Annotated in this window: 8 protein-coding genes; 5 read left to right on the forward strand and 3 right to left on the reverse strand. The window is 60.5% G+C overall.

The window, feature by feature from the left end:
• Positions 1-158: 158 nt before the first annotated feature.
• The 3 genes from sbcD to HFD87_RS22880 all read left to right on the forward strand — a co-directional run bounded on the left by sbcD (position 159) and on the right by HFD87_RS22880 (position 5,546).
• Entirely contained in the window at positions 159-1,358 is a 1,200-nt protein-coding gene (gene sbcD, locus HFD87_RS03435; RefSeq protein WP_033771061.1) for an exonuclease subunit SbcD, read from the forward strand.
• Positions 1,355-5,029 carry an AAA family ATPase gene (locus HFD87_RS03440; protein ID WP_167422932.1) on the forward strand — a complete coding sequence of 1,225 codons (3,675 nt, stop codon included), beginning with the start codon at positions 1,355-1,357 and terminating at the stop codon, positions 5,027-5,029. The genes sbcD and HFD87_RS03440 overlap by 4 nt, the downstream gene beginning before the upstream one ends.
• Before the next feature lie 286 nt (positions 5,030-5,315).
• Positions 5,316-5,546, forward strand: a complete 231-nt coding sequence (locus HFD87_RS22880) for a cell envelope integrity TolA C-terminal domain-containing protein (RefSeq protein WP_010255303.1) — start codon at positions 5,316-5,318, stop codon at positions 5,544-5,546.
• Here the strand turns inward: HFD87_RS22880 and HFD87_RS03450 are convergent.
• Together HFD87_RS03450 and HFD87_RS03455 are read right to left on the reverse strand one after the other, a co-directional pair.
• The gene (locus tag HFD87_RS03450) at positions 5,543-6,610 is read right to left on the reverse strand and encodes an AraC family transcriptional regulator (RefSeq protein WP_033766619.1); all 1,068 of its coding nucleotides are present in this window, start codon (positions 6,608-6,610) and stop codon (positions 5,543-5,545) included. The two genes, HFD87_RS22880 and HFD87_RS03450, sit on opposite strands and share 4 nt — an antisense overlap.
• A 162-nt stretch (positions 6,611-6,772) precedes the next feature.
• The gene (locus tag HFD87_RS03455; RefSeq protein ID WP_010671182.1) at positions 6,773-7,777 is read right to left on the reverse strand and encodes a phosphotransferase enzyme family protein; all 1,005 of its coding nucleotides are present in this window, start codon (positions 7,775-7,777) and stop codon (positions 6,773-6,775) included.
• A 249-nt stretch (positions 7,778-8,026) separates the two neighbouring features.
• Between HFD87_RS03455 and eat the strand changes: the two genes are divergently transcribed.
• The gene (gene eat / locus HFD87_RS03460) at positions 8,027-9,391 is read left to right on the forward strand and encodes an ethanolamine permease (protein ID WP_033766618.1); all 1,365 of its coding nucleotides are present in this window, start codon (positions 8,027-8,029) and stop codon (positions 9,389-9,391) included.
• An 88-nt stretch (positions 9,392-9,479) separates the two neighbouring features.
• On the opposite strand, the gene mak is transcribed toward eat, so the two are convergent.
• Positions 9,480-10,391: a fructokinase gene (gene mak, locus HFD87_RS03465; RefSeq protein ID WP_167422933.1), complete on the reverse strand. Its 912-nt coding sequence runs from the start codon at positions 10,389-10,391 to the stop codon at positions 9,480-9,482.
• A gap of 146 nt (positions 10,392-10,537) precedes the next feature.
• Between mak and rdgC the strand changes: the two genes are divergently transcribed.
• The gene (gene rdgC / locus HFD87_RS03470; protein WP_022625153.1) at positions 10,538-11,449 is read left to right on the forward strand and encodes a recombination-associated protein RdgC; all 912 of its coding nucleotides are present in this window, start codon (positions 10,538-10,540) and stop codon (positions 11,447-11,449) included.
• Positions 11,450-11,662: the final 213 nt, after the last annotated feature.

Consider the following 11,662-nt stretch of genomic DNA (forward strand, 5'->3'; position numbering starts at 1 on the left):
GCGGCGCCATTATGCGTCAGATTTGTGACACTTTTATGAAAAACATAACCTGCCTGTAACCTCACTGGTAATCATTTATGACAGCGCAGCGACAATTTTTTGCTTTGGCCGCAGAGCCAGTATAATCGCCGGGCGAATCACAACGGCAGGGACTCATCATGCGCATCATTCATACTGCGGACTGGCATCTGGGGCAGTTCTTCTACAACAAAAGTCGGGCAGCCGAACATCAGGCATTTCTCGACTGGCTGTTGATCCAGATTGAACAGCATCAGGTGGATGCGTTGATCATCGCAGGCGATCTGTTTGATACCGGTACACCGCCCAGCTACGCCCGCGAAATGTTCAACCGCTTTGTGGTGGCGCTGCAGCCCAGCGGCTGTCAGTTGATTGTGCTGGCGGGCAACCACGATTCCGTTGCCACGCTGAATGAGTCGCGTGAGCTGCTCGCCTGCCTCAATACCCGGGTGATCGCCACCCCGCAGGAGAAGGATGATGTGCTGCTGCTCAACACCCGCCAGGGCGAGCCGGGCGCGCTGCTGTGTGCGATTCCCTATCTGCGGCCGCGCGATATCCTGCGCAGCCGGGCGGGTCAGTCGGGACGCGACAAGCAGACCTCGCTGCTGGAAGCGATCGCCCACCACTATCAGCAGCGATTCGCCGCCGCCCAGGCGCTGGGCCATGCACTGCCGATTATCGCCACCGGCCATCTCACCACCGTCGGCGTCAGCCAGAGCGATTCAGTGCGCGACATCTATATCGGCACGCTGGATGCCTTTCCGGCCAGCGCGTTTCCCGCGGCTGACTATATCGCACTGGGGCATATTCATCGCGCTCAGCGCGTCGCGGGCAGCGAGCATATCCGCTACAGCGGCTCACCGATTCCGCTGAGCTTTGACGAGCTGGGCACAGAAAAAAGCGTCTTCCTGCTGGAACTCACCACCAGCGGCCTGCAATCGGTCACGCCGCTGTTGGTGCCACAGGCGCAGCCGATGCAGGTGCTGAAAGGATCGCTGGCGCAGATTGCAGAGCAGTTAAATGCCTTCAGCACGGCAGAGCAGGAGAAGCCGACCTGGCTCGACATCGAAGTCACCACCCAGGAGTACCTCAGCGATCTGCAGCGTCAGGTAGAAACCCTGACCGCCACGCTGCCGGTCGAAGTCCTGTTGCTCCGCCGCAGCCGTGAACAGCGGCAACAGAGCCTGGCGCGGCTCGACAACGAAACCCTGAGTGAGCTGAAGGTGGAGGAGGTCTTTGCCCGCCGGCTGGCGCTGGATGAGGAGCTGCAACCAGAGCAAATCGCCGAGATGACCACCCTGTTCCGCCAGACGCTGGCCGCCATGGAAGAGACCCAATGAAGATCCTCACGCTACGGTTCAAAAACCTCAATGCCCTTCGCGGTGAATGGTTCATCGACTTCCGCGCCGAACCTTTCGCCAGCAACGGCCTGTTCGCCATTACCGGTGCCACCGGCGCCGGTAAAACCACCCTGCTGGACGCCATCTGCCTGGCGCTCTATCACCAGACACCGCGCCTGGGCGCGATTTCACAGAGCCAGAATGCGCTGATGACCCGCGACTGTGCCGAATGTCTGGCCGAGGTGGAGTTTGAGATCAAAGGAGAAGCCTGGCGCGCCTTCTGGAGCCAGAACCGCGCGCGCGGCACTGCCGACGGCAAACTTCAGGCGCCGCGCGTTGAGCTGGCACGCTGCGCTGACAACACTATTGTTGCCGATAAAGTCGGTGACAAGCTGAAGCTGATCGAAACCCTCTCCGGGCTCGATTTCGAAAGGTTTACCCGCTCGATGATGCTGTCACAAGGCCAGTTCGCCGCCTTTCTCAACGCGAAAGCCAGTGAGCGCGCGGAACTGCTTGAGGAGCTGACCGGCACCGAAATTTACGGTCTGATTTCCGCCGCCATCTACGAGCGCCACAAAGAGGCAAAAACCCAGCTGGATCTGCTGCGCAGCCAGGCGGGAGCGATGGCGCTGCTGGATAGCGACGCACGCGCCGCGCTGCAACAGCAGCTCACCGATCTGACCGATGCGGAACAGCAGCTCAGCGCGCACTATCAGCAGGCGCAGCAACAGCAGCAGTGGCAACAGCAGGCGCAGCAGTTACAGCAGGAAGATGCGCAGGCTGACGTCGCGCTGCAGCAGGCCCAGGCTGCATCCCAGGCGGCAGAGGCCGATCGTCAGCGTCTTGCACGCAGCGAACCGGCTGAAAAGCTGCGGGTAAAACTGCAGCAGCGCGACGCGTTACGCACCGAACAGCAGCAGGTCGTGAGCCGCTGTCAGCAACTCACGTCGGCGCAGCAGCAGGCGCAGAGCCAACAGCAGCAGCATCAACAGCACTACGCGACGACCCAGAGTGCCCGCCAGCAGGCGCTGCAGGAACAGCAGCAGCAGGAAAGTCTGCTGACAGAACAGGTTCTGCCGCTGGATCAGCGGATCAGCGCACTGCAGCAGCAGCTTGCGGAGCAGCAGCAGGAAAATGCCCGACAGCAGCAGCATGCTGATCAGACACAGGCCAGCCTGGCAGAGCAGAAGCGCCAGGTTGAGACATGGCAGCAGGCGATTGCCGAACAGCATCAGTTACGCCAGCAGCTTGCCGATCTCGCCCAATGGGGCGCTTCGCTGCCGGTGTGGCAGGAGAACTTTGCCCTGCTGGCGCAGCGTGAAGCGACCCTGGCCGGACTGGCGCAACAGCGCGAGCAGCAGCAGCGACAGATCGCTGCCCAGCAGGCGAAACAGCAGCAGCAGGCAGAACAGGCGCTCCCGCGCCAGCAGGCGGAGCAACAGGCCCGCCAGGCGCTCTCGCAGGCGGAGCAAGTACTAACTTCGCTACAGGAACAGCATCCGCCTGCCGCACTGCGTCAGGCATTAAGCCAGTTGCAGAACAGCCGTCCGGCGCGTCAGCAACTGCTGCTGCTTTCAACCCAGTGGCAGCCGCTGCACCAGCAGCTGGACCAGCGCCAGCAGCGGCTTATCGCGCTCGCAAAAGCGCATCAGCAGAGTGAAGCGGAACTCCAGGCGCTGCGCGAGACGTGGAAACGCGAAAAACAGCAGCTGGATGATGTCGAAAAAATCTGCGCGCTGGAGCAGCAGATTGTCGATCTCAGCGATTACCGCGCCCGGCTCGCCGCCGATCAGCCCTGTCCGCTGTGCGGCTCCTGCACGCATCCCGCCGTTGAGGCCTACAGCACGCTGGAAGTAAGTGCTAACCAGCAGCGCCGGGCTGCACTGCAACAACAAACCGAGGCATTGCGCGAAGCGGGCACGGCAAAAAGCGAACAGCTGAAACAGTCAGCCGTGCAGCAGCAGACCCTGCGCGATGAGATCGCGGAGATGCAGCAACAGCTCGATCGGCTTGAGCAGCAATGGCAGGCGCTGAGCGGTGAGCTGGCACTTACCTTCCCGCTCGCCGATCGGGATGCCTTAACCGCGTGGGAGCAGCAGCAAAGCGAGCGTGAAAGCCAGCTTGAGCAACAGCGACAGGCGCAGGAAGCCGCAGAACAAGCGCGTCAGGCCGCAAAAGATTACTATCTTCAGCAGTCACAGGCCTGGCAGCAGCATTTGCAGGCAGAACAGCTGGCGCAGCAGTCGCTGTCCAGCCTGCAGCAGGCGCTGGATGCGCTGCAACAGCGTCAGCAGCAGGAACAGCAGGCCATGGCGCAATTGCAGAGTCGTCTGGAGCAGCAGTTCAGTGCACACAACCTTGCCCTGCCCGACGCCGCCCATCGCGAGGCGTGGCTGACAGAACAGCAGCGGCGCTGGGAGCGCTGGCAGGAAAGTGAGCGGTTGCTCGCTAATCTGCAACCGCAGCTGTTAAAGGGGGAAACCCAGCTCACTGCCCTGCAACAGCAGGCAGAACTGGAGCAGCAGCAGCTCACCACTCGTCAGCAGCAGCAAAACCAGCGCCAGACGCAGCTCAGCGAGATGCGCCGTGCCCGTCAGGCGCTGTTTGGCGACCGCGAGGTCACCCACGCCCGTCAGCAGATACAGGCCCGCGTTCAGCAGGCTGATGAACAACTGGCACAGCAGCTCACGGCCCTGCAACAGGCGCAGGCCGAGGTCAGTCGCCTGCAGGGTGAGCTTTCGGGACTGGAAAATCAGCGGCAGACTCTCAATAGCAAACTGGCAGAGGCGGAAAGCGCGCTGCAGCAGGCACTGGAGAGCGCCGGATTCGCGGATGAAGCCAGCCTGCGCGCGGCGCTGCTGGATGAGCAGACCGCAGTGCAACTGCGTCAGCAGTTGCAGCAGCTCGATCAGCAATGCCAGCAGCAGCAGGCGCGACTGGCGGATCTGCGTCAGCGGCTCAGTCTCCATCAGCAGGCGAAACCCGCTGCGATGCCGGAATCCGCCGAAGCGCTGGCGCAACAGCTGGAGCAGTTACGGCTGGCACTGCGCGACAACGCCAGCCAGCAGGGTCAGATTCAGCAGCAGCTCCAGAGCGATGCCAGCCTTCGTGTGCGCCAGCAAAGCCTGATGACGCAGATTGAACAGGATGGTGTGACGCTGGCGCAGTGGAGCCTGCTCAACGATCTGATTGGCTCCGCCAGCGGCGATAAATTCCGGCGCTTCGCCCAGGGCTTAACGCTGGATCACCTGGTGGCCCTGGCTAACCGTCAGCTCGATCGGCTGCATGGCCGCTATCTGCTGCAGCGACGGGCGCAGGATCTGCTGGAGCTGGATGTGGTCGATACCTGGCAAGCCGATGCGGCGCGCGATACCCGCACGCTGTCGGGTGGTGAGAGCTTCCTGGTGAGTCTGGCGCTGGCGCTGGCGTTATCGGATCTGGTCAGCCACAAAACGCGCATCGAATCGCTGTTTCTGGATGAGGGATTTGGCACGCTGGATGCGCAGACGCTCGACACCGCGCTGGACGCACTCGATGCACTCAACGCCAGCGGCAAAACCATTGGGGTGATCAGCCACGTGGAAGCGATGAAAGAGCGCATTCCGGTTCAGATTAAAGTACGCAAGATGAATGGGCTGGGTTACAGCCAGCTGGAACTGCCGCAGGGATAGCGGGCGCCAGGGCGGTAAATTCTGGTTCTGTCGACAGTCGGAGTAATGCCATAGCATTCATGATGCCGGTCTGTAGACTGTCGGCAGCAGACCGGAAGATCTTTAAGGAAAGTTGGCCAGTTAAATGAATTTAATTAATATAACGATGAGAATGTTGCCGGGAGTGATTATTGCAATGTCGCTCAGCGCCTGTCAGCAACCTGTGACAAAGCAACGGGATAGCGTGGCAAACCTTTGTCAGCCGTCGAAAGATCCAGACAGCCAATCCTGTCACTGGACTAATCAAATGCAGCCAGTACTGAACCGGCAGTTCAGCGATGCGGCGCGTTACGCCGGTCAGCAATGCCTGGTACGGATGGAGTGGCAACCACACAGCAGACATTATGCGGTGACCCAGACGCAGGGTGATGAAGCGCTCTGCCTGCGCGCCTGGCAGCTGGTCGCGCAGACCCGCGATCTGCCGCCGCCGCCGGAGCCTGGACAACCGGCGTGGTTCGGCTTTGCGCCGCGCGGTTAGCTGGCCAGACCTTCCTGACGCCACTGGCGCGGACTGATGCCAAACCAGCGACGAAACGCGCGTGAAAACGCGCTGACTTCCGAGTAGCCCAGCAGCAGCGCCATCTCAGAGATGGGCAGCTGCTTCTGCTGCAGATAGTGTGTCGCCATTTCGCAGCGCACCTGATCGACCAGCGCGGTAAAGCTGCTGCCCTCTTCGCGCAGCCGCCGCTGCAGTGACCAGCTCGACAGTCCGAGCTTATCCGCCACCTCTTCCAGCACCGGCTCACCCTGCATCAGCGATAAATTAACCTGCGAACGCGCCTGCTCAATCATGCTCTGCTGCGACGTCCCACGGTTAAGCCGCCGGATCGCATCCTGCATCACCATCAACAGGATCGGATCGCTCTCCGGCATGGCGCGCAGCAGATCGCGCTTGGGGATCACCAGTGAATTAAACGGCTGATCGAACCAGACCGGCGCATCAAACACTTTGCAGTGATCGTGCCACTGGCCGGGACGCGGATGCTCAAAGTGGACTTCGCGCGGTGCCCAGTGTCTGCCCGCCACGTGGCGGATCAGATTCATAAACATCCCCAGCGTCAGCTCTGCATCCTGTCGGCGCGACAGGATCGCGCCATGTCGCACCTGATAATCCAGCCGCCAGCACTCTCCCTTATCCACCAGCCGGGTTAAGGTGTCGTGCTGATGCCAGGGAAACGCGTTGACCACATTATGCAGCGCCTGTTCCAGCGTGGCGGAGCACAAACCGATGTAGCCGATCAGGCCTAATGACTGCGGTTTAAACTGCCTGCCGTAGTGCAAACCGAAGTTATCAAAACCGGAGTGACGCGCCGCCTCCTCCAGCACCCGACAGTAGTTAACCAGCCCCAGGCTGAGCGTCGGACTGGCCAGGCGCTCCGGATCGATGCCGCTGATGCCGAAGATACGATCAACATCGCCGCCCTGGGTATGAATAAAGTCGCCTAAGCCGGTCGCCGCCGCTGCCAGCACGCCGTGATTGCCTGCCCCCGCCGCTGCCGAGCAGGCCGCAAACGCATCGGGCTTTATCAGTGTCGGATTCATGGTCGCCTCAGTCAGAATTCAGGTGGATCACCCGTTACTCCTATCCGAGCAATTTCCATACCAGGTCCCTGATGCCCGACGCGCCGCCTGCGGGCTGTCCGGGCGGCGTGCGGGCTACGCGCAGGGCACTGCGGCGGCGCAGCGACGCCCGCCGCTGGTGCATCAGACGCCGACCGGCAGCTGCTCACCTTCCAGATAACGGCGGCAGAGGCGGACCGAGTGGCTGGCCCACGCCGATCCCAGGCTGCGCGCCATTTCGGTTTCGGCATGTGATCCCACCCACGCGGTGAGCTGGATACGACGCTGGATCAACAGCGCGGGCAGCATGGCCATCTCCGCATCGCTGATATGCGCCACCTGCTCATAGCCGCGGATCCAGTGATCGATCCACTCTGGCGCGCGCGGATGATGCTCAACAAAACTGATCGCCGCCGCCAGATCGTGCAGATACCAGCCGAGCCCGCAGTCATCGAAATCGATCACCCGCGTTTCGCCCTTGTGCAGCAGCAGATTGGTCAGCCGCAGATCGGCGTGGATCAGGCCATAGCGATCCGATCCTTTACCGAACTGCGTCATCGCCGCGCCGACCTGGCTTATCGCCTGCTCTACCACGCCATGATCGGCAGGATTCAGATTCGGCGCATCCTGCCAGCGTCCCCAGTGACTCTCTGCGCTGGTCATGGTGTGGTGATCCCAGATGATGCGCTGGAAACCCGCAGGCGGCTGCCACTGTTTACTGTGCTGATGCAGCCGCGCGGTGATCTGGCCGAGCTGCTGAAAAGCGCGGGGATCGACGTCGGTGGTCGGCATCTCTCCGTCGATCCAGTGAAACAGCACCACGTAGCGTTCACCGCCCTCCGGCAGCCGCAGCGTCAGCACGGTTTCGCCCTCTTTGTCCGGCACCGCTTCCGGCACCATAATGCCGGTTTCGCGCAGCGCATTGAGCCACAGTAGTTCACTGACGATGTCGGCTTTTTGATGATAATCGCCGCGATGCAGCCGCAGCGCATAACGCCGGCCTGCCGCCTGCAGCAGAAACGTGGCGTTCTCTGAGCGGCACAGCAGGCTGAGCTGGCCCTGCAGCGCGGCGGGATAACAGGCCAGCGCCTGCTGCGCCATCAGGGTGAGTTGGGAATCAGTCAGGTTGTCATATTGTTTAGCGCTCATCAGTCCGGCTCCTTGTCACTTGCGTTATCTCAGCATGCGTTGCCAGAAGGTGAGCTGCTTGACTCCGGAAGAGACAAAGTTGACCGCAGCGTGCAGCTGGCCCGGTTGTTGCCTGTGAGTTGACCGTGGAGAACAGAAGTCACTGCGCCCGCGTCAAGTCGTGGCGAGTAATGCAACGGCATTATCCCCTTACTGTAGCGTAATGGCGGTGTAACGCCGCGCGAAGCCAACAACGACGGGGATAACAGTATGACAAACAGACTCAAGCCCACTCTGGGCACCCTGCATCTGTGGGGGATTGCGGTTGGCCTGGTCATTTCAGGCGAATATTTTGGCTGGAGTTACGGCTGGGCCGTGGCGGGCACGCTGGGATTTCTGGTCACCACCGCGTTGATCGCCACGCTCTATACCTGCTTTATTTTTAGCTTCACCGAACTGACCACCGCGATCCCCCATGCAGGCGGGCCATTTGCCTATAGTCGCCGCGCCTTTGGCGAAACCGGCGGACTGATTGCCGGTCTGGCGACGCTGATTGAGTTTGTCTTTGCGCCACCGGCGATTGCCATGGCGATTGGGGCTTATCTCAACGTGCAGTATCCCGAACTGAACCCGAAGACTGCGGCGGTCGGGGCTTACCTGGTGTTTATGACGCTGAATATTCTCGGCGTAAAACTGGCGGCGATGTTTGAACTGGTTGTGACGGTGCTGGCGGTGATTGAACTGCTGGTGTTTATGGGTGTGGTTTCACCCGGCTTCAGCCTGGCGAACTTCGCCGCGCACGGCTGGGCAGGCAGTGACAGCTTCGGACTGCCCGCCTTCTCCGGGATTTTCGCCGCCATTCCTTTTGCCATCTGGTTTTTCCTGGCCATTGAAGGCGCGGCGATGGCGGCCGAAGAGGCGAAAGATCCGACCCGGACCATTCCCCGCGCCTACATCAGCGGAATTCTGACGCTGGTGGTGCTGGCGATAGGTGTGATGCTGATGGCGGGCGGCGCGGGCGACTGGCGCAAACTTGCCGACATTAACGATCCGCTGCCGCAGGCGATGAAAATGATTGTCGGCGAACACTCTAACTGGATGCATATGCTGGTGTGGATTGGACTGTTTGGCCTGATTGCCAGCTTCCACGGCATCATCCTCGGCTATTCACGGCAGTTTTTTGCCCTGGCACGCGCGGGCTATCTGCCGCCTTCTCTGGCCAAACTGTCGCGTTTCCAGACCCCGCATCGGGCGATTATTCTCGGCGGCGTGCTGGGTATCGCGGCAATTTACAGCGATGGCGTGATTAATCTGCAGGGGATGACGCTGACGGCGGCGATGATCACCATGGCGGTATTTGGCGCGATTGTGATGTACATCATGAGTATGCTAAGTCTGTTTAAATTGCGCCGCAGCGCGCCGGAGATGGTCCGCAGTTTCCGCGCGCCGGGCTATCCGATTGTTCCGGGCATCGCCCTGCTGCTGTCGGTGGTCTGTCTGCTGGCGATGCTGTGGTTTAATCCGGTGATTGGCGCGCTGTTTTTCGCCATCATGCTGGCAGGCTATCTCTACTTCCTCGCCACCAAAGCCCAGCGCGATCGGGCGCCGCAGGACAGTATGCTGGTCGGCGAATAACACCGGCGCGGGTGAGTGCCGTGCCGTGGGTTAACGATTCAGCGCCGGGTCTCTCCGGCGCTGAATCGTCAGCGGATGCTCGGGTAACTCAGCCGTTAAGCGGCCAGAGCCACGCCGCACCGCGTACGCCGCTGGAGTCGCCATGCTGCGCCTTCAGCACCGGCGTTTCACACTCCCCGCCAAATACCCACTTCTTCATCAGCACCGGCACGGTCTGATAGAGACGATCTACATTGCTCATCCCACCGCCCAGTACAATCACATCGGGATCGATCAGGTTCACCACCTGCGCCAGCGATTTTGCCAGCCGCAGCTCATAGCGGCTCATCGCCAGTTCGGCGATCGGATCCTGCTGCGCCAGCAGCGAGACGATCTCCGCACCTTTGCGATGCACGCCGCTCAGCCGCTGATAGTCGATACCAAAACCGGTGCCTGAAACAAAGGTCTCAATGCAGCCCTGCTGCCCGCAATAACAGGGCACTTCCTGACGGTAGCGCAGCTCATCCTCATCCATCCACGGCAGCGGATTGTGGCCCCACTCACCGGCATTGCCGTTGCCCCCGATACGCGACTCACCGTTGATCGCCACACCGGCGCCCGATCCGGTGCCGATGATCACGGCAAACACCAGCGACTGTCCGGCACCGGCACCGTCGATCGCTTCCGACACCGCCAGGCAGTTGGCGTCGTTGGCGATACGCACTTCCCGTTTCAGCGCCTGCGCCAGATCTTTATCCAGCGGCTGACCGTTGAGCCAGGTGGAGTTGGCATTTTTTACCCGCTTACTGTAGGGCGAAAGCGTGCCGGGAATACCGAGACCCACCGTGCCGGTTTCGCCGGTTTTCTGCTCCGCCAGCGTGACCAGATCGACAATCGCCTGCACCGTTGCCTGATAGTCATCACGCGGGGTATTAACCCGGTGGCGGAACAGCTCCTCTCCCTTATCCGACAATGCGATCACTTCTGTCTTGGTGCCACCCAGATCTATGCCTATGCGCAAGATTACGTCCTCATTATTCGTTCAGGTGAGAGATACAGTAAAAGGCGTCTGCCGGAAAGGCAATGAAACCACTCCGATGTTTCGCTATCATGCGCGCTGACTCTCGCAGACTTGTGCGCCCGATCGCGCCACGGTAAGGAATCCCGATGTTGTGGTTTAAAAATATGATGGTTTATCGTCTGAATCGTGACATTCCGCTGTCCGCAGATGAGATGGAAAAGCAGCTCGACGCCTTCACGTTTTCACCGTGTGGCAGTCAGGATATGAGCAAGACCGGCTGGGTCTCGCCGATGGGCAACCGCAGCGATGCGCTGACCCATGAAAACAAAGGCCAGATTGTGATTTGCGCTCGCAAAGAAGAGAAAATCCTGCCTTCGCCGGTGGTGAAACAGGCGCTGGAAGCGAAAATCGACAAGCTGGAATCTGAGCAGAGCCGCAAGCTCAAAAAGACCGAAAAAGATTCGCTGAAAGATGAAGTGCTGCACAGCCTGCTGCCGCGCGCCTTCAGCCGTTTCAGCCAGACCTACCTGTGGATCGACACGGTCAACAACCTGATTATGGTTGACTGTGCCAGCGCTAAAAAAGCGGAAGATACCCTGGCGCTGCTGCGTAAAAGCCTGGGCTCACTGCCGGTGGTGCCGCTGACGCTGGAAAGCCCGATTGAACTGACCCTGACCGAATGGGTACGATCAGGCGAGCTGCCTGCCGGATTCGCCCTGATGGATGAAGCGGAGCTGAAAGCGCTGCTGGAAGATGGCGGCGTTATCCGCTGCAAGAAACAGGATCTGGTGTGCGATGAGATCGCCAACCACATCGAAGCGGGCAAGCTGGTGACCAAACTGGCGCTCGACTGGCAGGAGCGCATTCAGTTCGTGCTGGCCGATGATGGTTCAGTGAAGCGTCTGAAGTTCAGCGACACGCTGCGCGACCAGAACGACGATATTGACCGCGAAGATTTTGCACAGCGCTTTGATGCGGACTTTATTCTGATGACCAGCGAACTGGCCGCACTGACCAGCAATCTGGTTGAAGCGTTGGGCGGCGAAGCCCAGCGTTAATCAGTCACCGGCAGAATCATCCTGACAGACGATATTCGCCAAAAAAATGGCCGCTAAGCGGTAATGTCAGTCAGTTAAGCGACAGGTGATACCGCAGTCTGGTGCCGGGCAGGGGCTGGCGGTCCTCGCGCCGCTTCGCGGTTCCTTCACTTCATTCGCCTGCCTGACGGACCGCCGGGGATGGCACATCCTGTGCCGCCCCGCCTTTCGCCC

This window comes from Pantoea sp. EKM21T (assembly GCF_011800405.1).
Lineage (GTDB): Bacteria > Pseudomonadota > Gammaproteobacteria > Enterobacterales > Enterobacteriaceae > Pantoea > Pantoea agglomerans.

Coding starts and splice junctions, on each gene's coding strand:
- sbcD (WP_033771061.1), top strand. CDS start 159: ATGCGCATCATTCATACTGCGGACTGGCATCTGGGGCAGTTCTTCTAC.
- HFD87_RS03440 (WP_167422932.1), top strand. CDS start 1,355: ATGAAGATCCTCACGCTACGGTTCAAAAACCTCAATGCCCTTCGCGGT.
- HFD87_RS22880 (WP_010255303.1), top strand. CDS start 5,316: ATGCAGCCAGTACTGAACCGGCAGTTCAGCGATGCGGCGCGTTACGCC.
- HFD87_RS03450 (WP_033766619.1), bottom strand. CDS start 6,610: ATGAATCCGACACTGATAAAGCCCGATGCGTTTGCGGCCTGCTCGGCA.
- HFD87_RS03455 (WP_010671182.1), bottom strand. CDS start 7,777: ATGAGCGCTAAACAATATGACAACCTGACTGATTCCCAACTCACCCTG.
- eat (WP_033766618.1), top strand. CDS start 8,027: ATGACAAACAGACTCAAGCCCACTCTGGGCACCCTGCATCTGTGGGGG.
- rdgC (WP_022625153.1), top strand. CDS start 10,538: ATGTTGTGGTTTAAAAATATGATGGTTTATCGTCTGAATCGTGACATT.